Here is a 23,247-nt window from a genome sequence, read left to right as displayed (position 1 = left end):
CAGGGCATCCCGGTGCCGCGCCGGCCAGGGCAGCAGGCGGTCTCGGGCCGCATTGACATAAGGAACACCATGTTGCGCGCAATGTTTTGTGCCGCGGCGTTTGCCGTGCCGTTGTCGGCGGCGGCTTTCACGGGCGCGGATCTCGACCGGCTGTGCGCGAAGACGGACGTCAAGTCGCGGGCGTCGTGCGCGGCCTACATCGAAGGCGCCGCCGACGGCGTCTACAACACCATCGATGCGATCGGCGGCACGACGGGGCCGCGGGTCGGCCAGTATTTCTGCCTGCCGCCCGACATCCGGGCGCAGCAGATGACCGACGCGGTGCGCAAGTACATCGCGGAAAATCCGAAGCTGGCCGACTACAACGCGAGCACCGCGGTGTCGCTCGGTCTCGGCAAGGCGTTTCCCTGCAGGAGCGGCAACTGATCTGACGCCGTGTCCGGGCACGCGCGTGGCCCGGACGTCGCCGACGCATCCAGGACGAGGCGTGCACGCCTCATCACCCAAGGGCGCCGATGATTTCAATCGAGGAACTGCAGCGCATCGCCGATGCGCCGCTGCATTCGTGGCTCGGCACGCTGGCCGTGTCGGTCATCGTCATGCTGGTCGTCACGGTCGTGCACCGCCTCGGCGCACGCATCGTCAAGCGCCTCGCGCAGCCGTATCCGCTGATGAGCGCGATCCTGCGCTACATCGACAAGCCGTCGCTCGTCGTGCTTGCGCTGCTGGCGCTCGAGTTCGTGTGGGTCCAGGCGGACGACGGCATGTCGTTCGTGCGCGGCATGCGCACCGCGGCCGCGGTCGGCTCGATCGTGTCGCTCACGTGGCTGCTGGTGCGGCTCGCGGCCGGCGTCGGCGACGCGATCATCCGGGCCCATCCGATCGATACGGCCGACAACCTCCAGGCGCGGCGCATCCATACGCAGGCCAAGGTGCTCGTGCGGACCGTGATGGTGCTGATCGTGATCATCGGCACCGGCGCCGCGCTGATGACGTTCCCGAACGTGCGCCAGGTGGGCGCGAGCCTGCTGGCGTCGGCCGGCGTCGCGGGCCTGGTCGCCGGTATCGCCGCGCGGCCGGTGCTCGGCAACCTGATCGCCGGGCTGCAGATCGCGCTCACGCAGCCGATCCGGCTCGACGACGTGGTCGTGATCCAGGGCGAGTGGGGGCGCATCGAGGAAATCACCGGTTCGTTCGTGTCGGTGCGGCTGTGGGACCAGCGGCGCCTCGTCGTGCCGCTGCAATGGATCATCGAGAACCCGTTCACGAACTGGACGCGCAGCAGCTCGGAGATCATCGGCACGGTTTACCTGTCGGTCGATTACCGTACGCCGCTCGCGCCGCTGCGCGAGGAACTCGCGCGGCTCGTCCATGCGGCGCCCGAGTGGGACGGCCGCGTGCAGGTGCTGCAGGTGACCGACGCGACGGAGCGCACGATGCAGTTGCGCGCGCTCGTCAGCGCGGCCGACTCGTCGTCGTGCTGGGACCTGCGCTGCCGCGTGCGCGAAGGGTTGATCGCCTATCTGCAGGACCGCTATCCGCAATGCCTGCCGCGCAGCCGGATGGAACTGTATCCGCACGATTCCGCGCCGGATGCGCCGAATCCCGAACGGCCGCATGCGCGCGCCCCTGCCGCCAGTACGGCGGCCAACACCGCGGCCGACCCGCAGGCCGTCGAAGGCCGCTGAACGCGGCTCGCCCGCCATCGTCATGACCGTGCTGAAAACGCTTGCCATCGCCAATTACCGCTCGCTGCGCGAGCTGATCGTGCCGCTCGCGGCGCTCAACGTCGTCACGGGGCCGAACGGCAGCGGCAAGTCGAGCGTGTACCGCGCGCTGCGGCTGCTCGCCGACACCGCACAGGGGCGGGTGATCCCGTCCCTCGCGCGCGAAGGCGGGTTGCCGTCGACGCTGTGGGCCGGCCCCGAGCGTTTCTCGCGGGCGATGCTGGACGGCGACGCGCCGGTCACCGGCACGGTGCGCAAGGGGCCCGTGAGCCTGAAGCTCGGTTTCGCCTGCGACGATTTCGGTTATTCGATCGATCTCGGCATGCCGATTCCGAGCCGCTCGCAGTTCTCGCTCGATCCGGTCGTCAAGCGCGAGTGCATCTGGGGCGGCGCGGTGCTGCGCCCGTCGACGCTGCTGGTCGACCGGCAGGGCGCGCAGATCCGCGCGCGCAACGCGACCGGCGACTGGCAGACGATTCCGCAGCCGGTGGCGAGCTTCGACAGCATGATGACCGAGTTCGCCGACCCGACCGGTGCGCCGGAAATGATCGCGGTGCGCGAACGGATCCGTTCGTGGCGCTTCTACGACCATTTCCGCACCGATGCGCAGGCACCCGCGCGGCAGTCGCACGTCGGCACCCATACGCCGGTGCTCGCGGACGACGGCGCCGATCTGGCCGCCGCGCTGCAGACGATTCGCGAAATCGGCGACGGCGCTGCACTCGATGCGGCGATCGACGACGCATTTCCGGGCGCGTCGGTCGAGATCGACAATCCGGGCGGCCGTGGCCGCTTTGACGTGCTGATGCGCCAGCCGGGGCTGCTGCGGCCGCTCGCGGCGGCCGAGCTGTCGGACGGCACGCTGCGTTACCTGCTGCTCGCGGCGGCACTGCTGACACCGCGGCCGCCGGCGCTGATGGTGCTGAACGAACCCGAAACCAGCCTGCACCCCGATCTGCTGCCGGCGCTCGGCCGCTTGATCGCGCAGGCGGCGCAGCGTTCGCAGGTGCTGGTCGTGTCGCACGCGGCGCGGCTCATCGCGACGCTCGAGCGCGAGGCCGGCTGCGAATCGCTGGTGCTCGACAAGCAGCTCGGCGCGACGGGGCTCGTCGACGCGGACACACGCGACCTGCCGCCATGGAAGTGGCCGTCGCGCTGACGGGCGGCGCGGCGTGCGTTCGGGGGCGATCGTCGTGTCGGGGGCCATATCGGCATGGCAGGCGGAATGTATCCTGCCTGTAACAACACCCATAAAATGAAAGACGGGCGGTTCCGGGCAACCGGATCGCGAATAATGAAGAGATATCCGGCGGGCGCTGCATCGGGGCGAGCCGCGCGCGAAAGCGCAAGGGCCCGCCGGCCGTGCCGCAACGGACAGGACACAGGAGACGTGGACCATGAGAATTGCCCAGATCGCGCCGCTGACCGAATCGGTGCCGCCGAAGCTGTACGGCGGCACGGAGCGCGTCGTGTCCTACATCACCGAGGCGCTCGTCGAGCTCGGTCATGACGTGACGCTGTTCGCCAGCGGCGATTCGACGACGCGGGCGAAGCTCGAGCCGGTCTGGCCGCGTGCACTGCGGCTCGACTCGTCGATCCGCGACCGGGTCGCGCCGCACATGCTGCTGATGGAGACGGTCGCGCGCCGCGCGAAGGACTTCGACGTGCTCCATTTCCACATGGATTACTACTCGTTCTCGGTCTTTAACCGGCAGGAAACGCCTTACGTGACGACGCTGCACGGCCGGCTCGACCTGCCCGAGCAGCAGCCGGTGTTCGACACGTTCAACACGGCGCCGGTGATCTCGATTTCGAACTCGCAGCGCCAGCCGCTGCCGCAGGCGAAATGGCTGACGACCGTCTACCACGGGCTGCCCGACACGCTGTACATGCCGCAGCCCGTCGAGCCGCGCTATCTCGCGTTCCTCGGCCGCATCTCGCCGGAGAAGCGCGTCGACACGGCGATCCGCATCGCCCGTCAGTGCGGGTTGCCGATCAGGATCGCCGCGAAGGTCGATGCGGCCGACCAGGAATACTTCGAGCGCGAGATCAAGCCGCTTTTCGCGTTGCCGCACGTCGAATACATCGGCGAGATCGCCGATCACCAGAAGGCCGAGTTCCTGTCGGGCGCGCATGCGCTGCTGTTTCCGATCGACTGGCCGGAGCCGTTCGGCCTCGTGATGATCGAGGCGATGTCGTGCGGCACGCCGGTGATCGCGTTCAATCGCGGCGCGGTGCCCGAAGTGGTGGACGAGGGCGTGTCGGGTTTCATCGTCGAGGATGAAATCAGCGCGGTGGCCGCCGTGAACCGGCTGCACCTGCTGCCGCGCGCGCGCGTGCGGCAGCGCTTCGAGGCGCGCTTCACGTCGCGCCGCATGGCGCAGCAGTATGTCGACGTCTACCAGTCGGTGATCCGCGCACAGAAACGCTCGCGCTTCAAGGTCATCGACTCGACGACCTGACGCGCGTCGCGCGCGGATAAAAAAACGGCGATGCCCGCGAGGACATCGCCGTTTGTGCGTGGCCCGCGCGCGGTGCGCACGGGCGGCACGCCAGCGTCAGATCTTCAGCTTCGAGACCTTCGTGCCGTTGATCGACACGTCGCCCATCAGGCCCGCGTTCGTCAGCACGACGACCTGGACCGGTGCGGTGGCCGTGGTCGTGTCGACCGCGCCGTTCGCGCCCATCTTCACGAGCGCGACCGACGCGCCGGCGCCGGCGGCCCAGCCGTCCGAGCCGCGGAATTCGTCGAGCGCTTCCTGCGTCATGAACAGGAACACGATCGCCTTCGACTGCGCACCGGCCTGCAGGCCGACCGACAGCGACGACGTGTTGTAGTAGCCGACCGTGCTGCCGCCGACGCGCAGTGCGCCGTTGCCGGACTGGCCGCCGACGATGAAGCCGGCCTGGATCACGTCCGGGAAGACAAGCACGCCGCGCGACTTCGCGACGAGTTCCCGCGAACCCTTGACCGTGGAGTACATGCGCGACAGCGTGGCGTCGACGCTCGAGTCGATTGCCTGGCGCTTCGACGCGTTGGTCGCGGCGTTGTCCGGCTTGTCCGGGGTGGTGGTGCAACCGGTGAGCGCGAGGCTACCGACGATGAGCGCAGCGGCGGCTTTCAGCACAAGATTCCGTTTTTGCATCGTTCTTCTCCATCGGATGACGTTCGGAGTGAGTCTCGCTCAGGGAGCGGATCACGTCGGCAGTTATATCACAATGGATTACACCCCCTTTTCGTCCGCGCAACAAAAAGCGTCAAATCGCGCGAGGGTGTCGCGGCGTGCCAACGGACGATCCGGCGCCCGCGCGCCGGAGTGGGGCGGCATGCGGGCGCAGCGGTCGATCGTGAGGTGGGTGGCGCCTGCGGCGCGCATCAGTGCGTGACGGGCGGAACGGGTGGAGCCGGCGGCTTGATCGGCGGGCGGCGCAGCACGCGGCGGATCAGCGCGATCACGACGCCGCACGCGAACAGGAACGCGGCCGGCACGACCCAGTAGCCGACGAACGCATGCCACAGGTAGCCCGCGAGCGTATTGCGGCGCAGCACGTATTCGTCGCGGGCCGCCTGCTGGCGCGGCGCGTTGGCGGCGAGCACGTCGGCCGGGCAGCCGGCCGCGCGCGCCTCGTCAGGATCCCCGTGGCACTTCGCGGCGGCGCCGGCGGCCTGCTGCGCATCGGTGAGCTGCCAGGTGGTCAGCGCGAGCTGCAGGTCCGCCTTGTTGTAGGCCATTTCCTCGCGGATCTCGCGGACGGCGACGATCGCGACGGGCACGGCCCAGAACACGATCACGATCAGCCAGCGGCGGAACCAGCGGTGTTGTCTCCATGCCATCCATGCCTCCGTTTGACGCGCGTGCGCGTCCGTCTCGAGGGCGGCCCGATGGCGCTTCTTGTACTTGGATGGGCCGCGTTGCAGCCATCATAGAAGAAATCGCGGCGAATTGCCGCACCATGTGGCGGCGCCGGCACGGCGGGCCGGGAAAGCGGGGCGGGAGAGGTCGGGGCCGGGCACGTCGATGCGCGTGCAACGAAAACAAAAATGCCGCGCCCGCCGAAGCGGTGCGCGGCATTCGATACGGGAGCGCCGGAACTCAGGCTGCCGGCTGATTGCTCAGGCAGCTCTTCATGAACGCCTTGCGGTCGTCGCCCTTCTTGCCGGTGGCCTGCGTGTTGCATGCCTTCATCTTTTCCTGCTGCGTCATCGCCTTCGCGGGCTTCGCCGACAGGCAGTCCTTCATGAACGCCTTGCGTTCATCGCCCGTCTTGCCGGCTGCCTGGGTGTTGCAGGCCTTCATCTTGTCCTGCTGGCTGTTCGCCGCGAATGCGGGGGAAGCCAGCATGCCGCCGAGAAGCACTGCGGCTACGAGCGATTGGATTTTCATTTCGACACTCCCATGGGGTGAATTGCGTTTTATCGACGCCGTCACGACGCACCGCACGATGAGCATGGGGCCGCATCGCGCGGGGCGATCCGATTATGGCCAATCAATGTGAAAACACCAAAACGGCACTTCCTATAACGTTGCAGATACCACGCCCGTTGACGGCGCACCCGGCCGGACGATCGGGGCAAACCATGATGTGCGGCGGCCGACCCCGGCCGCCGTGCCGGAACCTGCCGGATACCGGCCGCAAGCCTTTACAATCGCGGCCATGAATACTCCGAATCCCGCATCCCCTTCGTCCGCGGCGGCCCTGCCGCGCATCGCCGTGCTCGCCACCGGCGGCACGATTGCCGGTGCCGCGCCCGACGCGGCCAGCACGGCCGGCTACCAGGCCGGCGCGCTCGGCGTCAATTTCCTGGTCGACGCGGTGCCGGCGCTCGCGTCCGTCGCGCGCATCGACGCCGAGCAAGTCGCCAGCATCGACAGCAAGGATCTCGCGCTGCCGCTGTGGAACACGCTCGCCGCGCGGATCGACGCGCTGATGGCCGACCCGGCGGTCGACGGTATCGTGATCACCCACGGCACCGACACGCTCGAGGAAACCGCGTATGCGCTGCACCTGGTCGTCAGGGGCGACAAGCCGGTCGTGCTGACGGCCGCGATGCGGCCGGCGACCGCGCTGTCGTCCGACGGCCCGCTGAACCTGCTGAATGCGGTGACGGTGGCCGCGCATCCGTCCGCGCGCGGGCAGGGCGTGCTGGTCGCGTTCAACAACCGGGTCCACGGCGCGCGCGACGTGGTGAAGACGAGCACCTATGCGGTCGACGCGTTCCAGTCGCCGGAACTCGGTGCGCTCGGCTGGGTGCAGGACGGCCGGGTCGAATTCGCCCGCCGCGTCACGCGTTCGCGCGACGCGCAACTGGTGATCGCGGCAACCTGGCCGCCGGTCGAGGTCGTTGCGAGCTACGCGGGCGTGACGCGCACGGCCGTTGACGCGCTTGTCGCGGCCGGCGTACGCGGTCTCGTCGTCGCCGGCACCGGCAACGGCTCGATCCATGCGACGCTGCAGGCGGCGCTCGCCGATGCGGTCAACGCGGGCGTGGCGGTGGTGCGCGCGTCGCGCGTCGGGTCGGGGCACGTGATGCGCAACGGCGCCGCGAGCGACGATGCGCTCGGGTTCGTGAGCGCGGGTTCGCTGCACCCGTTCAAGGCGCGCGTGCTGCTGATGCTCGCGCTCGCGAACGGCATTCGCGATTGCGATGCATTGCAACGCGCGTTCGATACGCTGTGATTCGATGACGGGATGACCGACACGCGCCGATTGCACGGCGCGCGTCGCCCATGAAAAAGGCAGGCCGAGCGGCCTGCCTTTTTTGCGTCAGTGCTGCACGAATGCTCAGGACTGCGGCGGAATCACGAGCTTCTGGCCCGGGTAGATCCGGTCCGGGCTCGACAGCATCGGCTTGTTCGCCTCGAAGATCGCCGGGTACTTGTTCGCGTTGCCATATACCTCCTTGGCGATCGCCGACAGCGTGTCGCCCGGCTTCACGTCGTGGTACTGCACTTCCGGATCGTCCGGTTGCAGATCGTCGTCGTTGACGCCCGCGACGCCCTGCACGTTGCCGGCCGCGACCTTGACCTTCGCTTTCGTGTCGAGGTCGGCGACGCTGCCCGACAGCGTCACGGTGCGCGACGCGCCGTCGAACGCCACGGTGAGGTTCGACGTATCGAGACCCTGCGTGTTGATGTAGTTCTTGATGGCATCGGCCGCGGTCTGGTTTGCGGCATTCGGATCTTCCGCTGCTTGCGCGTCGGCATGACCCAGCAGTTTTTCACCCGCCTCTTTGATAAACGAAAGAAGACCCATCGTTGCACTCCTTGGGTGGTTGAAAAGAAAACGCGCCGTGAAGTGGCGAAAAAAACACCGCGCTGGGCGCGGTCACCGAAAGTGACCGCAAGCGCGGCGGTTTTCTCGAAAGGCGTGGCGAAAGTGTAGGCGTTCATCGCGACGATTGCATGAAAAATCGCACGCTCGAACGTAAAGAAATGTAATACGCGAAATCCGACAGGCGGACACCCGACGACGACGTCTGACCGACCAAGGCTTCCCCGGCGTCGCCGGGTGCCGCTGCGGACCCCACCACGCCGCTCTCAGCCCAGAGCGGCGTTTTTCGCCCCGTCCCGCATGCCGTCGGCAGTGCAGGGCGGGGCGCCCCACCGTGATGCGCGCGTGTCCCGCGCATCGATGCGACCGGCCGTGCCGGTCGCGTGTGTCATTCGCGTGTCCGTCATCGCGACGGACCGCGCGTTACTGCATCATCGGAAGCAAGCCGCGCCAGGCGGCATGCGTTTAGCCCGCCGTCTTCTCGATCTCGAAGTTCGACATGATCTCGAGCGCACGCACGAGTGCCGAGTGATCCCACGCCTTGCCGCCGTGCGCTGCGCACACGCTGAACAGCTGCTGCGCGCTCGCCGTGTGCGGCAGGGCGAGGCCGAGCTTGCGTGCGCCGTCGAGCGCGAGGTTCAGGTCCTTCTGGTGCAGCTCGATGCGGAAGCCCGGATCGAACGTGCGCTTCGTCATCCGCGCGCCGTGCACTTCGAGGATGCGTGACGCGGCGAAGCCGCCCATCAGCGCCTGGCGCACGCGCTCCGGATCCGCGCCCGAACGTGCGGCGAACAACAGCGCTTCGCCGACGGCTTCGATGTTCAGCGCGACGATGATCTGGTTCGCGACCTTGCAGGTCTGGCCCGCGCCGTTGTCGCCGACGAGCGTGATGTTCTTGCCCATCTTCTCGAACAGCGGTTTCGCGCGCTCGAATGCCGCCTCCGGGCCGCCGACCATGATCGTCAGCGTCGCTTCGCGTGCGCCGACTTCGCCGCCGGACACCGGCGCGTCGAGGTAGTCGCAACCGAGCGCGTTGATCTGCTTCGCGAATTCCTGCGTGTCGAGCGGCGAGATCGAGCTCATGTCGATCACGAGCTTGCCGGCCGTCAGGCCCTTCGCGACGCCGTCGTCGGCGAACAGCACGTTACGCACGTCCGGCGTATCCGGCACCATCGAGATGATGATGTCCGCGTTCCGTGCGACTTCGGTCGAATTCGCGACGACCTTCGCGCTCGTGCGCAGGTCGTCGGGAATCGGGAACGCGCCGTTCACGACGAGCTGGTGGTCACCCTTGAGCAGGTTGCGCGCCATGTGCGCGCCCATGATGCCGAGGCCGATGAAACCGATGGTTGCCATGTGAAAGTCTCCTATAGGGGCGTATGCGGAAAGGGCGGATCTCAGGCGGTGCGACGCGCCGAGCCCGGTGCGCGGCCGGCGACGCTGTGCAGCCAGCCGAGGCCTTCCGTCGTGGTGGTGCGGGGCTTGTATTCGCAGCCGACGTAGCCGGCATAGCCGAGCCGGTCGAGCAGCGCGAACAGGAATGCGTAGTTGATCTCGCCCGTGCCCGGCTCGTTGCGGCCCGGGTTGTCCGCGAGCTGGACGTGGCCGATCGATGCGAGGTTGCGTTCGATCGTCGCGGCCAGTTCGCCTTCCATGCGTTGCATGTGATAGATGTCGTACTGCAGGAACAGGTTGTCCGAGCCGACCGCGCGGATCACGTCGAGCCCTTCCGACGAGCGGTTCAATGCGAAACCCGGGATGTCGAAGCTGTTGCACGGCTCGACGAGCAGGCGGATGCCTTCGCGCTTCAGCGCGTCGGCGGCAAAGCGCAGGTTGTCGACGATCGTGACGAAGGTCTTGTCGCGCGCCGTGCTCGCCGACGGAATCCCGACGAGGCAGTTCAGCTGCGGCACCTTCAGCGCCTTCGCGTACTCGATCGCACGGCCGACACCTTCCTGGAACTCGCCGACGCGATCGGGCAGGCACGCGATGCCGCGCTCGCCCTGGTCCCAGTTGCCGGCGGGCAGGTTGTGCAGCACGAGGCGCAGGCGATGCGTCTCGAGCCGTTCGGCGAGTTCCTCTTTCGCGTACGGGTACGGGAACAGGAACTCGACGGCATCGAAGCCCGCATCGGCGGCCGCCTTGAAGCGGTCGAGGAACGGCACTTCGTTGAACAGCATGGTCAGGTTTGCAGCAAACTTCGGCATGAGCTAAGCCTCTTCGGTCGGTCAGTCAAAAATGTCGTGCAGTTCAGTCGAGCATCGAGATCGCGGTCGGTGCGTGCTCGGCCTTTTCGGCGAGATCCTCGAATTCGTTGATCGCGTCGATTTCGGTACCCATCGAGATGTTCGTCACGCGCTCGAGGATCACTTCGACGACCACCGGCACGCTGAATTCTTCCGCGAGCGTTTGCGCCTGGCGCAGCGCCGGCTCGATCTCCTCCGGCTTGAACACGCGCAGCGCCTTGCAGCCGAGGCCTTCCGCGACGGCCACGTGGTCGACGCCATAGCCGTTCAGCTCCGGCGCATTCACGTTGTCGAACGCGAGCTGCACGCAGTAGTCCATGTCGAACGCACGCTGCGCCTGGCGGATCAGGCCGAGGTACGAGTTGTTCACGACGACGTGCACGTACGGCAGCTTGAATTGCGCGCCGGCTGCGAGTTCCTCGATCATGAACTGGAAGTCGTAGTCGCCGGACAGCGCGACGATCGGGCGGCTCGGGTCGGCGGCACGCACGCCGAGCGCGGCGGGGATCGTCCAGCCGAGCGGGCCCGCCTGGCCGCAGTTGATCCAGTTGCGTGCCTTGAACACGTGCAGGAACTGCGCGGCGGCGATCTGCGACAGGCCGATCGTGCTGACGTAGCAGGTATCGCGGCCGAACACCTTGTTCATCTCTTCGTACACACGCTGCGGCTTGACCGGCACGTTGTCGAAGTGCGTCTTGCGCTGCAGCGTGCGCTTGCGTGCCTGGCAGTCGGCAACCCACGCGCTGCGATCCTTCAGCTTGCCGGCGGCCTTCCATTCCTGCGCGACCGCGACGAACAGTTCCAGCGCGGCCCTGGCGTCCGACACGATGCCGAGATCCGGGCCGAACACGCGGCCGATCTGCGTCGGTTCGATGTCGACGTGCACGAACTTGCGGCCCTTCGTATAGACCTCGACGCTGCCCGTGTGACGGTTCGCCCAGCGGTTGCCGATGCCGAGCACGAAGTCCGATGCGAGCAGCGTCGCGTTGCCGTAGCGGTGCGACGTCTGCAGGCCGACCATGCCGGCCATCAGCGGGTGGTCGTCCGGAATCGCGCCCCACGACATCAGCGTCGGGATCACCGGCACGCCGATCGTTTCGGCGAACTGGACGAGCAGGTCTTCCGCCGCCGCGTTGAGCACGCCGCCGCCCGACACGATCAGCGGCTTGTCCGCGTCGTTGAGCATTGCGAGCGCCTTCTCGATCTGCGCGCGGGTGGCCGCGGGCTTGTAGACCGGCAGCGGTTCATAGGTGTCGATGTCGAACTCGATTTCGGCGAGCTGCACGTCGATCGGCAGGTCGACCAGCACCGGGCCCGGGCGGCCCGAGCGCATCAGGTGGAATGCCTGCTGGAACACGCGCGGCACCAGCGCCGGTTCGCGCACGGTGACGGCCCACTTGGTGACGGGCTTTGCGATCGATTCGATGTCGACGGCCTGGAAGTCTTCCTTGTACAGGCGGGCACGCGGTGCCTGGCCCGTGATCGCGAGGATCGGGATCGAGTCGGCGGATGCGGAGTAGAGACCGGTGATCATGTCGGTGCCGGCCGGGCCCGACGTGCCGATGCACACGCCGATGTTGCCCGGGGCCGCACGCGTGAAGCCTTCGGCCATGTGCGACGCGCCTTCGACGTGGCGGGCCAGCACGTGGCTGATGCCGCCGGACTTGCGCATCGCCGAGTAGAACGGGTTGATCGCCGCACCCGGCACGCCGAACGCGGTCTGGATGCCTTCCTTCTCGAGCACGAGCACAGCTGCGTCGACGGCTCTCATCTTGGCCATGAATGTCTCCTTGAATGGGGTGGATCTTGCGAATGGGTCTGTTGGGGACACTTTAGGGATGCAGGAAAGGTTTGATAAGATCAGCCGAAGTCGCTTTTTTCGAAACTAAAAGTATGGAATGACGGCCGGGCGGGGCTTTCCGCCGGAGCCGGAACAGAGACGGAGACGGGAGATGGATCGCTTCAAGCAGATCGAGACGTTCGTGCGCGTGGCCGATGCCGGCAGCCTCGCGGCGGCGGCGCTCGAGGAGGGCGTGTCGCCGGTCGTGCTCGGGCGGCGCATCGACGCGCTCGAGAAGCGGCTCGGTGTGAAGCTGATGTACCGCTCGACGCGGCGGCTGGTGGTCAGCGAGGAGGGCGCGGCGTTCCTCGAGCGATGCCGCGGGCTGCTGTCCGAATGGGACCAGGCCGAGAACGAACTGGCCGCCGGGCGGCGCGCGGTCAGCGGGCACCTGATCGTGTCGGCGCCGGCCGCATTCGGGCGCAAGCACGTCGCGCCGCACGCGCCGGGCTTTCTGGCCGACAAGCCCGAGATGCAGCTGTCGTTCAACCTGACCGACCGCGTCGTCGATCTCGTGCGCGAGGGCTACGACCTGTCGATCCGGATCGGCGGTGCCGTCGATCCGAACTTCGTCGCGGTGAAGCTCGCGTCGAACCGGCGCGTCGTGTGCGGCACGCCCGAGTATTTTCGCCAGCACGGTCGGCCGAAGTCGCTCGACGACCTGCTCAGGCACAACTGCCTGGCGTTCAACCTGCAGGGCGGGCAGAACCGCGGCTGGTATTTCCAGCGCCACGGCAAGATCGCGACGATGCGCGTGGCCGGCAACCTCGACTGCAACGACGGCGAGCTGCTGCACCGCTGGGTGGCCGAAGGCCTCGGGCTCGGCTGGCGCTCGACGTGGGAAATCGCCGCGCAGCTCGAGACGGGCGAGCTCGAGACCGTGCTCGACGAATACGCGCTGCCCGATTACGACATCCTCGCGGTCTATCCGCAGCAGCGCTACGTGCCGGCGCGCGTGCGCTATTTCATCGACTACCTGCGCGCCGCGTATGCGCGCCCCGGTTACTGGAGCACCACGCCGTAACGGCAGGCGGGCGGCCCGGCGATTTTTTTACGCTTCATGCGTCCGGCGCGGGAATAAACTCGACGCAGCAACGGTATGGTCATCGAGCGTGCACGTTGCCGGTCTGTCCGGGCGCCGTGCGCGGAACGGGCGCGGCATCGGCCGCCGGGACCAGGGAGGCCATGTGGGGCAAGCCGGACAGGCGGTCGAAGAACGGGTGGCAGACGACGCGGTCGCGCGCGGCGAGCGGTTTCGCGCGCTCGTGCTGCCGCATCTCGACGCCGCGTACAACCTCGCACGCTGGCTGAGCGGTAACGCCGGCGATGCGGACGACGTCGTCCAGGACGCGTGCATGCGTGCGTTGCGCTTCGTCGATTCGTGTCGCGGCGACAACGCGCGGCCGTGGCTGCTGACGATCGTGCGCCACACCTGGTACACGGAGTGGCGGCGCCGTACGCATGCGCACGAGGTCGCGCTGCCCGACACGCTGGACGACACCGACGTGCCCGACGACTGGCAGCCCGCCACCGAGGACCCGCTCGCGCACCTGCTGCGCGGCGAGAACGTGCGGCTCGTGAACGCGGCGCTCGCGAAGCTGCCGCCCGAATACCGCGAGGTGCTGGTGCTGCGCGAGATGGAGGACCTGAGCTACCGCGAGATCGCGGCGATCGCGGACGTGCCGGTCGGCACGGTGATGTCGCGGCTCGCACGCGGCCGGCGCAAGCTCGCCGTGCTGCTGGGCGGCCCGCCGGCACCGGCGGCCGAAGGCAGGCCGGGCCGTACGCCGGCAGGCGGAACCGCATCGGAGGCTATCGATGGACTGTAACGAAGCGCGAGCATTGCTGGACGCGGACGTCGACCGCGAGCTGTCGGCGCCCGACGCGTTGCGGGTCCAGCAGCATGTCGAAGGGTGCGACGTGTGTCGCCAGGAACGCGAACGGATCGTCACGCTGGTGCAGGCCGTGCGTCAGGCCGACTATCACCGTGCGCCGGATGCGTTGCGGGCGAGCATTCTTGCGAGCCTGCCTGCCGCGGCCGACGCGCCTGCCCGCGAGCAGGCGCGGGCGGAGCCGCAATCCGGATCCCGATCGCAGCCGCAGCGGCGGCCGCGCGGGCGTAACGGGTTGTCCTGGTTGCCGGGGCTTGGCGGGGCGGCACGCCCGGCCACGGCCGGCACCGGGCCGCGCTTCGCGGCATTGCCCGGCCTCGGCTGGGGCGTCGCGCTGCTGGTGGCGCTTGCCGCGGCCGGCGGGATGGTGGTGTCCGCGCGTCACGCCGACACCGACCGCACGATCGACGAACTCGTGTCGAGCCACGTGCGTGCCGACCTGTCGGCACGCGACATCGACGTGATCTCGACCGACCGGCACACGGTCAAGCCGTGGTTCAACGGCCGGCTCGACTATGCGCCGCCGGTCGAGGATCTCGCGGCGAACGGCTTCGCGCTGGTCGGCGGCCGGCTCGACTACGTCGGGCGCCGCCGTGTCGCGGTGCTGGTCTACCGTTACCGGCAGCACGTGATCGACGTCTATGTGCGGCCGGCCGGGGAAGGGCCGGGGGCGCCGTACTCGACCGTGTCGCAGGGGTATGCGCTCGACCGCTGGGATGCGGCCGGGATGACGTGGTGGGCCGTGACCGACGCCGAGCCGTCGGCACTTGCGGCGTTCAGGACCGCGCTCGACGCGCGGCTGGCCGGCACGCGCAGCGAATGACGCCACGACGGCGGGCTGCGGGCCCGCCGCACGCTTGCGCTCCGACCCTCACCGGGGAAAAGGCCGAAGAACGGCCCGCCTGCCCGGTCTCGCCCCTTCAAGTCTTTGAAAACATGGCCGAATCCGCGCGCCAATCGTCGATTGGTCTTGCATGCGCCCCGTATCCGGGTTAGAATCTTCGGCTTCTCACTTGCCACACCGGTTCAGACGCCCGGGTGGCTTTAATCCACAAGGAGTGTGTAATGCGTCATTACGAAATCGTATTCATCGTGCACCCCGATCAGAGCGAGCAAGTGCCCGCGATGATCGAGCGTTACAAGACCACGATCACGTCACACGGCGGCCAGATCCACCGTGTCGAAGACTGGGGCCGTCGCCAACTGGCCTACATGATCGAGAAACTCGCGAAGGCTCACTACGTCTGCATGAACATCGAGTGCGACCAGACGACGCTCGACGAACTCGAACACGCGTTCAAGTTCAACGACGCCGTGCTGCGCCACCTCATCGTCAAGATGAAGAAGGCCGAAACCGGCCCGTCGCCGATGATGAAGGAAGTTCAGCGCGAAGAAGCCAAGAAGGCGGCTGCAGCTCAGCCGACCGAAGCGCAGGCTTAAGTTCGTCATTCATTAAGCCATCAAGGAGCGCGCCACTCACGTGAACAGGTTGCAATTGACGGCAAGCGTCGTCGAACGCGCACCGGTGCGATATACGCCGGCAGGTGTTCCGATCGCAAGCGCCACATTGCATCACCGCACGGAAGTCGTCGAAGCAGGCATTCCCCGTCAGGTCGAAATGACGATCGAGGCGGTGGCGGCCGGTGAGGCGAGCGGCAGGCTGGAAAGCCGTGAAATGGGCGTCGAAACGCTGTTCACGGGCTTCCTGGCAAAGAAAAGCCGCAACGCGAGAACCTTGGTGTTTCACATCACAGCATTGCAGGACATTGGAAAGGACTGAAATCATGCCCCGCCCGACTGGTAAGAAATTCGACAAGCGTCGTCAGCAACAAAACCCGCTCTTCAAGCGCAAGAAGTTCTGCCGTTTCACGGCCGCAGGCGTCGAGCAGATCGACTACAAGGACACGGAAACGCTGAAGGACTTCATCGGCGAAAACGGCAAGATCACGCCGGCGCGTCTGACGGGTACGAAGGCGCACTATCAGCGTCAGCTCGACACGGCAATCAAGCGTGCGCGTTTCCTCGCGCTGCTGCCGTACACCGATCAGCACAAGGCGTAACTCGGCGACGCCATAAGGAGAATTCGAATGCAAATCATTCTGTTGGAAAAAGTCGCCAATCTGGGCAACCTCGGCGACATCGTCAAGGTCAAGGACGGTTACGCTCGCAACTTCCTGATCCCGAACCGCAAGGCTCGCCGTGCAACGAAGGAAGCGATCGCCGAATTCGAAGTGCGCCGCGCTGAACTCGAAAAGATCGCTGCTGAAAAGCTGGCAGCATCGCAGGCAGTCGGCGAGAAGCTGAACGGCCAGTCGTTCGAAATCACGCAGAAGTCGGGCGTTGACGGCCGTCTGTTCGGCTCGGTCACGAACGGCGACGTCGCGGAACTGCTGAAGAAGGCAGGTTTCGAAGTCGAGAAGCTGCAAGTTCGCATGCCGGAAGGCCCGCTGAAGATGATCGGCGAGCACAACGTCCAGGTCGCGCTGCACACGGACGTCGTCGTCGACGTCACGATCAACGTGATCGGCGACCACGCGTAAGCGTATGCAAGCTTTCCGGGCGGCTTCCGTCGTCCGGACAAGGGCAGGCGCCCGGGCAACCGGGGCCTGCCTTTTTTATTGCCCGATCGCCGGAGCGGTAGCGCTGCCGTGATCTATTCGCGATAATCCCAACCCATGAACGCGCCGCAAGATCCCCAAATCGAATCGCTGAAAGTCCCGCCGCATTCGGTCGAAGCCGAACAGTCGGTGCTCGGCGGCCTGTTGCTCGACAACGCGGCATGGGACCGGATTGCCGACTTCCTGTCTCAGGGCGATTTCTATCGCTACGATCACCGGATCATCTACGAGCACATCGGCCGGCTGATCGCGTCGACGCGCCCGGCCGACGTCGTGACCGTGTATGAAGCGCTGACCACGTCCGGCAAGGCCGACGACGTCGGCGGCCTCGCGTACCTGAACGCCCTCGCGCAGAACACGCCGAGCGCCGCGAACATCCGCCGTTATGCGGAAATCGTGCGCGACCGTGCGGTGCTGCGCCGGCTCGTGTCGGTTGCCGACGAAATCTCGGCCGATGCGTTCAACCCGCAGGGCAAGGAAGTCCGCCAGCTGCTCGACGAGGCCGAGTCGAAGGTGTTCTCGATCGCCGAAGAGGGCGCGCGCGGCAACCAGGGCTTTCTCGAGATCGGCCCGCTGCTCACGCAGGTCGTCGAGCGCATCGATACGCTGTACCACACCGCGAACCCGAGCGACGTCACGGGCACGCCGACGGGCTTCGTCGACCTCGACCGGATGACCTCCGGGATGCACGGCGGCGAACTGATCATCGTCGCGGGGCGACCGTCGATGGGTAAGACCGCCTTTTCGATGAACATCGGCGAATACGTCGCGGTCGAGTACGGCCTGCCGGTCGCGGTGTTCTCGATGGAAATGCCGGGCACCCAGCTCGTGATGCGTATGCTCGGCTCGATCGGCCGGCTCGATCAGCACCGGATGCGTACCGGTCGCCTGACGGACGAGGATTGGCCGAAGCTGACGCACGCGGTGCAGAAGATGAGCGAGGCGCAGCTCTTCATCGACGAGACGGGCGGCCTGAACCCGATGGAATTGCGCTCGCGCGCACGGCGTCTGGCGCGGCAGTGCGGCAAGCTCGGCCTGATCATCGTCGACTACCTGCAGCTGATGTCGGGTTCGTCGCAGGGCGAGAACCGCGCGACCGAAATCTCGGAAATCTCGCGATCGCTGAAGAGTCTCGCGAAGGAGCTCGACGTGCCGGTGATCGCGCTGTCGCAGTTGAACCGCGGCCTCGAACAGCGCCCGAACAAGCGTCCGGTGATGTCCGATTTGCGCGAATCGGGCGCAATCGAACAGGATGCGGACGTGATCCTGTTCATTTACCGTGACGAAGTTTACAACCCGGACAGTCCCGACAAAGGCACGGCCGAAATCATCATCGGCAAGCAACGTAACGGCCCGATCGGCCCCGTTCGACTCACGTTCCTGGGGCAATACACGAAGTTCGACAATTTTGCGGGAGCGCAGACTTTCTACGGCGAGTAGCGCCGGTTGTAAAGCCCTAAATCGCCAAACGTTGTATCCAATCCCGGCGTGCGCATGTGCGCGCGTCGCGGCGCGACCGAAAACGGTACAATGTCGCCCGTTTTCGTGACAGTAGTTTGACAATCTCTCAGGAATCCCATGTTCGGTCGATTCATGCCCACCGAGGGCAAGTTCTTTGAACTCTTCAACGCGCACGCGAAGCACATCGTTTCCGGTGGCCGCGAGCTCGAACTGCTGATCGACAATCTCGCCGACGCCGAGATTCACAAGCAAAACGTGCAAATTGCCGAGAAGGCCGCTGACAAGCTCACGCACGAGGCGATCGATCTGCTGCACAAGACTTTCATCACGCCGCTCGATCGCGACGAGATCCACAAGCTGATCACGACGATGGACGACATCCTCGACCTGATGGAAGACGTCGCGACCGCCGTGTCGCTGTACGACGTGCAGTCCGTCACGTCCGAGGCGAGCCAGCTCGCGCACATCGTCACGCAGTCCGCCCAGCACGTGCAGCAGGCGGTCGGGTTGCTGTCCGACATGAAGCAGTCCGCGCAGATCCTCAAGCAGTGCGAGGAGATCGACCGCTGGGAATCGGAGGCCGATCGCGTGCTGCGCGCGGCGATGTCGAAGCTGTTCCGCGAGGAAGACGACGTGAAGACGCTCATCAAGCTGAAGGCGATCTACGAGCTGCTCGAAGAGATCACCGACAAGTGCGAGGACGTTGCGAACATCATCGAAGGCATCGTGCTGGAAAACGCCTGAGCGGACCACGATGCATTCGATACAACTCGCCCTCTGGATGGTCGCGACGCTGGTGCTCGTCGCGCTCGTATTCGACTTCATGAACGGCTTTCACGACGCGGCGAACTCGATCGCCACCGTCGTGTCCACCGGGGTGCTGAAGCCCCAGCAAGCCGTGGTGTTCGCGGCGGCGTTCAACGTCATCGCGTATTTCATCTTCCACCTGAAAGTCGCGCAGACCGTCGGTAAAGGCACCATCGACCCCGAGATCGTCGACCACTACGTCATATTCGGCGCGCTGGTCGGTGCGATCGGCTGGAACGTGATCACCTGGTACTACGGGATTCCGTCGAGCTCGTCGCACGCGCTGATCGGCGGCCTCGTCGGCGCGGCGCTCGCCAAGTCGGGCTGGGCTTCGCTGAACATCGACGGGTTGCTGAAGACCATCGCGTTCATCTTCATTTCGCCGCTGCTCGGTTTCATCCTCGGTTCGCTGTTCATGCTCGGCGTGTCGTGGCTGTACTTCCGAACCGCGCCCAGCAAGGTCGACCGGCGCTTCCGCCGGCTGCAGCTGCTGTCGGCCGGCTTGTACAGCCTCGGCCACGGCGGCAACGACGCGCAGAAGACGATCGGCATCATCTGGATGCTGCTGATCGCGAGCGGCTACGCATCGGCCACCGCCGATGCGCCGCCCGCGTGGGTGATCGGCGCGTGCTACCTGTCGATGGGCCTCGGCACGCTGTTCGGCGGCTGGCGCATCGTGCGCACGATGGGCCAGAAGATCACGAAGCTCAAGCCGGTCGGTGGTTTCTGCGCGGAAAGCGGCGGGGCGATCACGCTGTTCATCGCGTCGTTCCTCGGCATTCCCGTATCGACCACGCATACGATCACCGGCGCGATCGTCGGCGTCGGCGCGACGCAGAAGCTGTCGGCCGTGCGCTGGGGTGTGGCCGGCAACATCGTGTGGGCGTGGGTGCTCACGCTGCCGGCGGCCGCGCTGTTCGCGGCCGGTGGATGGTGGCTCGGCCACCAGATCTTCTGATCGACCGCACTGTCGAACGGACATGAAATGCGCCGCAAGCCGAAAGGCTGCGGCGCATTTTCCTTTTGGGGCAGCGGAAATGTGCGGCGAATGGCGGGTTTGTAGTCGCGCGTGATCGCAGGCGAACGCGAAGCGGGCTAGTAACTTCCGTTCGCGAACCGGGCAATCGGATCGTCTGCGGTGGCGGTGCGCGGGCTGACGGGGGTAGATTGCGTCGACGCGCGCAATACCTGCACGGGGGCTGGTTCGGTGCCGCGCGGTGACGTCGCCGCGACGGCGGGTGGCGGCTCAGCATCGAAGGCGGCAGCCTGGGCGGCCGTCAGTGCCGTCGTCGGAATCTGCGTGCCGACCTCGGCCGGACCGGCTGGCGCTGCATTCGCGGTCAAGGTGGCGGCGGCGGTGCCCGTGCCGTCGCTCACGGACGTTGCCTGCTGCTGAGCCGTCTGCATGCGCGGCGGCGGAGGTTCATACGGGTCGGCCGACGCGGCTGCGGGCGCGACCGCGGCGGTCGACACGGCCTGCGCGGCCGGCACGACCGGGGCAGGCGCCCGGGTCGCGGCGGCTTGCGACTGCGTATAGGCCGGCTGCCGCGGCGCGGCGGCGGTCACGACGACAGGGGCGGGCGCAACGACCGGCGCGCTGCGCGGCTCTTCGCGCTTCGCCTCGTAGGTCGGCGCATCGAACGGCGTAGGTGCCCCGCGCGGCGGCGCGACGCGGCGAATGCCGTCGAAACGCTTGGCCCAGTACGGGTTCGTCAGGTAGTCGAGCCGCACGGTGCCGCCCGTCGACGGTGCGTTGACGAAGCGCAGCTTGCCGACGTAGATGCCGACGTGCGAATGCGGCCGTCCGGTCGTGTTGAAGAAGATCAGGTCGCCCGGCGCGATCTGGTCGGGCTCGACCGATATGCCGCGGCCGCTCATGTCGGCGGTCGTGCGCGGCAGGTTCACGTCGGCTGCGCGGCCGATCACGTAGCGCACGAGCCCGCTGCAGTCGAAGCCGCTCGTCGGCGTGTTGCCGCCCCAGCGATACGGGACGCCGACGAGGCTCATCGCCTGGATCGAAATTTCTTCCTGGCCGACGCTGTGATCGACGAACTTCGGGAAATTGGCGGGGGCGGGGAATGCGCGCGGCGTCGTGATCTTCATGCCCGACGCGGGGCGCGATGCCGACTGCGGCGGCACGCTGGAGCAGGCCGCAAGCAGTGAAACGACAGCAACGGGAACCCAGATTCGAAGCATGACAAGGCGGGCGAGCGCGGGACGCTCGCGAATCGTATGACAACAGACAGACCCGATGGTAGACGTTCCGGCGGGGCTTAAGCAACCGTTCCTGAGAATTTACTTGAAGTTTCGCGCGTAAGTGCGGCTGTTGCGTAACGATGCATGACCAACGTTTCAGACCCCAAAAATAAAAACGGCGCTCCGGAAACGGAGCGCCGCGATGCGTCGACAGCCGGCCGACGGGCCGGCCTGTCGCGTTACAGGATGTCCGACGCGTAGTCGGCGAGTCGCGAGCGTTCGCCGCGCGCGAGCGTCACGTGGCCGCTGTGGCCCCAGCCCTTGAAGCGGTCGACGACGTACGTGAGCCCCGAGCTGCCTTCGGTCAGGTAAGGCGTGTCGATCTGCGCGATGTTGCCGAGGCACACGATCTTCGTGCCCGGGCCCGCACGCGTGACGAGCGTCTTCATCTGCTTCGGCGTCAGGTTCTGCGCCTCGTCGATGATCAGGTACTTGTCGACGAACGTGCGGCCGCGCATGAAGTTCATGCTCTTCACCTTCAGGCGCGAACGGATCAGCTCCTGCGTCGCGGCACGCCCCCATTCGCCGGCGGCGTCGTCGGTCTTCTGCAGCACTTCGAGGTTGTCGTCGAATGCACCCATCCACGGCTGCATCTTCTCTTCCTCGGTACCGGGCAGGAAGCCGATGTCCTCGCCGACGGGCACGGTCGCGCGCGTCACGATGATCTCGTTGTAGCGCTTGTCGTCGAGCACCTGCGCGAGGCCGGCCGCGAGCGCGACGAGCGTCTTGCCGGTGCCGGCCTGGCCGAGCAGCGTGACGAAGTCGATCTCCGGGTTCATCAGCAGGTTCAGCGCGAAATTCTGCTCGCGGTTGCGCGCGGTGATGCCCCACACGTTGTTCTTGTGGTGGCTGTAGTCGCGCAGCGTCTGCAGCAGCGCCGTCTTGCCGTTCAGTTCGCGGACGATCGCATGGAACGTCGGCTCGCCGTTCTGCGGCTCGAGATAGACGAACTCGTTGACGAGCATCGACGCGACGAGCGGGCCCGTCACGCGGTAGTACGTGGTGCCCGTCTTCGTGTCCTGCCAGCTCTCCATGCCCTTCGCATGCTTGGTCCAGAAATCCTGCGGCAGCTCACGCACGCCGTTGTACAGGAGATCCGAATCCTCGAGCACCTGGTCGTTGAAGTAGTCTTCAGCGGGCAGGCCGAGCGCATGCGCCTTGATCCGCATGTTGATGTCTTTCGACACCAGCACGACCTGACGGTCCGGCCGGTCGCGCTGCAGCGCGCGCACGACGCCGAGGATCTGGTTGTCGGCCTTGCCTTCGGGCAAGCCTTCGACGGGCGCGATGTCGGTGAGCTTCGTCTGGAAGTACAGGCGGCCGACCGCCTCGCGGCTGCCGAGGCGCGACAGCGGAATGCCGGCCGTGATCGGGCCCGCGTCGGCGACCAGCGCGTCGAGCGTGCGGCTGACTTGGCGTGCGTTGCGCGCGACTTCGGACATCCCCTTCTTGTGGTTGTCGAGTTCCTCGAGCGTCATCATCGGCAGATAGACGTCGTGTTCCTCGAAGCGGAAGAGGCTGCTCGGGTCGTGCATCAGCACGTTGGTGTCGAGCACGAACAGTTTCTGCTGTTCGGCTTCGGCGGCCTTGCGGCTGCGCGATTTCGTCGCGGCGCCCGTGTCGCGCGCGGGAGCCGCGGCCGGTTTGCCGGCGGCCGGCTTGTCATTGCGCGCGACGACCGGCGCCGCGGGTTCGGCAGGTGCCGGCATCGGCTGCAACAGTGCGGCCGTCTGTTTGGTCTTGCGACCGCGCGCGGGTGCGCTCGCGGTTTCCTGCGCCGAAGACGCGACGGCGCGCAGCGGCGCGGCCGTGTTCGCGGCTTCGATCATCGGTTGGGCCACGCTCGCCGGACCGTAGTCACCGGCTGTGGATGCGTCCCCTTCGGCGGATTTCTTCGCGGCTTTCGCGGGCCGCGCTTTCACCTTGTATTCGTCGGGCGGCAGGAGGCTGCCGAGCTTGCTGGGGGGAGTAGGCAAAGGCATGGTGTCCCTCGGGAGGAATCGTGTCGCATGGCGTGCGCCGCTGATCGCATCCTGCGTGACGTAGACGCATGCAGTTTGCGCGCGGTGGCGCACAGGAAGTTCGTCTAGCCGGTTCGCCTAAGTGTCGATCAGCTCCTTGACGGGG

24 protein-coding genes and 1 pseudogene are annotated in these 23,247 nt (G+C 66.6%); 16 read left to right on the top strand and 9 right to left on the bottom strand.

Annotated features, from left to right (window positions below; all coding sequences use genetic code 11):
- Positions 1-69: 69 nt before the first annotated feature.
- The 4 genes from ACTJLD_RS34425 (at position 70) to ACTJLD_RS34410 (ending at position 4,189) form a co-directional block, all read left to right on the top strand.
- Complete coding sequence (locus ACTJLD_RS34425) at positions 70-426, top strand: Rap1a/Tai family immunity protein (RefSeq protein WP_006485939.1); 357 nt, start codon at positions 70-72, stop codon at positions 424-426.
- A gap of 89 nt (positions 427-515) precedes the next feature.
- Positions 516-1,688 (top strand): mechanosensitive ion channel family protein, encoded by a 1,173-nt coding sequence (locus tag ACTJLD_RS34420; protein ID WP_440660946.1) that lies wholly within the window; start codon positions 516-518, stop codon positions 1,686-1,688.
- A 22-nt stretch (positions 1,689-1,710) separates the two neighbouring features.
- Positions 1,711-2,886 (top strand): AAA family ATPase, encoded by a 1,176-nt coding sequence (locus tag ACTJLD_RS34415; protein WP_440660944.1) that lies wholly within the window; start codon positions 1,711-1,713, stop codon positions 2,884-2,886.
- Between the two features lie 238 nt (positions 2,887-3,124).
- Positions 3,125-4,189 carry a glycosyltransferase family 4 protein gene (locus ACTJLD_RS34410; protein WP_021162641.1) on the top strand — a complete coding sequence of 355 codons (1,065 nt, stop codon included), beginning with the start codon at positions 3,125-3,127 and terminating at the stop codon, positions 4,187-4,189.
- A gap of 96 nt (positions 4,190-4,285) precedes the next feature.
- On the opposite strand, the gene ACTJLD_RS34405 is transcribed toward ACTJLD_RS34410, so the two are convergent.
- The 3 genes from ACTJLD_RS34405 to ACTJLD_RS34395 form a co-directional block, all read right to left on the bottom strand.
- Positions 4,286-4,873, bottom strand: coding sequence for a BPSL1445 family SYLF domain-containing lipoprotein (locus ACTJLD_RS34405; protein WP_011352325.1), 588 nt, complete (start codon positions 4,871-4,873; stop codon positions 4,286-4,288).
- A 230-nt stretch (positions 4,874-5,103) separates the two neighbouring features.
- Entirely contained in the window at positions 5,104-5,562 is a 459-nt protein-coding gene (locus tag ACTJLD_RS34400; protein ID WP_027787186.1) for a membrane protein, read from the bottom strand.
- Positions 5,563-5,821: 259 nt separating this feature from the next.
- Complete coding sequence (locus ACTJLD_RS34395) at positions 5,822-6,112, bottom strand: PsiF family protein (RefSeq protein WP_011549641.1); 291 nt, start codon at positions 6,110-6,112, stop codon at positions 5,822-5,824.
- A 271-nt stretch (positions 6,113-6,383) separates the two neighbouring features.
- Between ACTJLD_RS34395 and ACTJLD_RS34390 the strand changes: the two genes are divergently transcribed.
- A complete protein-coding gene (locus tag ACTJLD_RS34390) occupies positions 6,384-7,406 on the top strand; it encodes an asparaginase (protein ID WP_440660940.1) in 1,023 nt (340 codons plus the stop codon).
- 105 nt (positions 7,407-7,511) lie between these two features.
- Here ACTJLD_RS34390 and lysM read toward each other — a convergent pair whose 3' ends face one another.
- The 4 genes from lysM to gcl all read right to left on the bottom strand — a co-directional run bounded on the left by lysM (position 7,512) and on the right by gcl (position 12,026).
- Positions 7,512-7,982 carry a peptidoglycan-binding protein LysM gene (gene lysM, locus ACTJLD_RS34385; protein WP_440660938.1) on the bottom strand — a complete coding sequence of 157 codons (471 nt, stop codon included), beginning with the start codon at positions 7,980-7,982 and terminating at the stop codon, positions 7,512-7,514.
- Between the two features lie 483 nt (positions 7,983-8,465).
- Positions 8,466-9,356, bottom strand: a complete 891-nt coding sequence (locus ACTJLD_RS34380; RefSeq protein WP_059694585.1) for a 2-hydroxy-3-oxopropionate reductase — start codon at positions 9,354-9,356, stop codon at positions 8,466-8,468.
- Between the two features lie 41 nt (positions 9,357-9,397).
- Positions 9,398-10,207 (bottom strand): hydroxypyruvate isomerase, encoded by an 810-nt coding sequence (hyi, locus tag ACTJLD_RS34375; protein WP_440660936.1) that lies wholly within the window; start codon positions 10,205-10,207, stop codon positions 9,398-9,400.
- Between the two features lie 43 nt (positions 10,208-10,250).
- Entirely contained in the window at positions 10,251-12,026 is a 1,776-nt protein-coding gene (gene gcl, locus ACTJLD_RS34370; RefSeq protein ID WP_027787189.1) for a glyoxylate carboligase, read from the bottom strand.
- A gap of 172 nt (positions 12,027-12,198) precedes the next feature.
- Here gcl and ACTJLD_RS34365 point away from each other — a divergent pair, with 172 nt between their 5' ends.
- From ACTJLD_RS34365 to ACTJLD_RS34320, 10 genes are all read left to right on the top strand, one after another.
- Positions 12,199-13,110: a substrate binding domain-containing protein gene (locus tag ACTJLD_RS34365; RefSeq protein ID WP_027787190.1), complete on the top strand. Its 912-nt coding sequence runs from the start codon at positions 12,199-12,201 to the stop codon at positions 13,108-13,110.
- Positions 13,111-13,273: 163 nt separating this feature from the next.
- Positions 13,274-13,915, top strand: a complete 642-nt coding sequence (locus ACTJLD_RS34360) for an RNA polymerase sigma factor (protein WP_060205982.1) — start codon at positions 13,274-13,276, stop codon at positions 13,913-13,915.
- Positions 13,905-14,801, top strand: coding sequence for an anti-sigma factor family protein (locus ACTJLD_RS34355; protein ID WP_060084270.1), 897 nt, complete (start codon positions 13,905-13,907; stop codon positions 14,799-14,801). The genes ACTJLD_RS34360 and ACTJLD_RS34355 overlap by 11 nt, the downstream gene beginning before the upstream one ends.
- Positions 14,802-15,043: 242 nt before the next feature.
- The gene (gene rpsF, locus ACTJLD_RS34350) at positions 15,044-15,418 is read left to right on the top strand and encodes a 30S ribosomal protein S6 (protein ID WP_006402295.1); all 375 of its coding nucleotides are present in this window, start codon (positions 15,044-15,046) and stop codon (positions 15,416-15,418) included.
- Positions 15,419-15,458: 40 nt separating this feature from the next.
- The gene (priB, locus tag ACTJLD_RS34345) at positions 15,459-15,758 is read left to right on the top strand and encodes a primosomal replication protein N (protein ID WP_011657069.1); all 300 of its coding nucleotides are present in this window, start codon (positions 15,459-15,461) and stop codon (positions 15,756-15,758) included.
- A 4-nt stretch (positions 15,759-15,762) separates the two neighbouring features.
- A complete protein-coding gene (gene rpsR / locus ACTJLD_RS34340) occupies positions 15,763-16,038 on the top strand; it encodes a 30S ribosomal protein S18 (protein ID WP_006486248.1) in 276 nt (91 codons plus the stop codon).
- Between the two features lie 27 nt (positions 16,039-16,065).
- Positions 16,066-16,518: a 50S ribosomal protein L9 gene (rplI, locus tag ACTJLD_RS34335; RefSeq protein WP_021156519.1), complete on the top strand. Its 453-nt coding sequence runs from the start codon at positions 16,066-16,068 to the stop codon at positions 16,516-16,518.
- Positions 16,519-16,653: 135 nt separating this feature from the next.
- Positions 16,654-18,036: a replicative DNA helicase gene (locus ACTJLD_RS34330; protein ID WP_006486249.1), complete on the top strand. Its 1,383-nt coding sequence runs from the start codon at positions 16,654-16,656 to the stop codon at positions 18,034-18,036.
- Between the two features lie 138 nt (positions 18,037-18,174).
- Positions 18,175-18,801 (top strand): DUF47 domain-containing protein, encoded by a 627-nt coding sequence (locus tag ACTJLD_RS34325; protein WP_006478627.1) that lies wholly within the window; start codon positions 18,175-18,177, stop codon positions 18,799-18,801.
- Between the two features lie 10 nt (positions 18,802-18,811).
- The gene (locus tag ACTJLD_RS34320) at positions 18,812-19,822 is read left to right on the top strand and encodes an inorganic phosphate transporter (RefSeq protein ID WP_059687391.1); all 1,011 of its coding nucleotides are present in this window, start codon (positions 18,812-18,814) and stop codon (positions 19,820-19,822) included.
- Positions 19,823-19,959: 137 nt separating this feature from the next.
- On the opposite strand, the gene ACTJLD_RS34315 is transcribed toward ACTJLD_RS34320, so the two are convergent.
- A complete protein-coding gene (locus tag ACTJLD_RS34315) occupies positions 19,960-21,060 on the bottom strand; it encodes an NlpC/P60 family protein (RefSeq protein WP_440660931.1) in 1,101 nt (366 codons plus the stop codon).
- A 239-nt stretch (positions 21,061-21,299) separates the two neighbouring features.
- Positions 21,300-23,102 (bottom strand): PhoH family protein, encoded by a 1,803-nt coding sequence (locus tag ACTJLD_RS34310; protein WP_059694576.1) that lies wholly within the window; start codon positions 23,100-23,102, stop codon positions 21,300-21,302.
- Here ACTJLD_RS34310 and ACTJLD_RS34305 point away from each other — a divergent pair.
- A pseudogene (locus tag ACTJLD_RS34305) lies at positions 22,998-23,242 on the top strand (hypothetical protein); the annotation flags it as partial. The gene ACTJLD_RS34310 and the pseudogene ACTJLD_RS34305 sit on opposite strands and share 105 nt — an antisense overlap.
- Between the last annotated feature and the right edge of the window lie 5 nt (positions 23,243-23,247).

The sequence above is a fragment of the Burkholderia sp. 22088 genome (assembly GCF_052045915.1).
GTDB lineage: Bacteria > Pseudomonadota > Gammaproteobacteria > Burkholderiales > Burkholderiaceae > Burkholderia > Burkholderia cepacia.
Note: the sequence above shows the minus strand (reverse complement) of the source record. Positions and strands in the feature narration are given on the sequence as shown.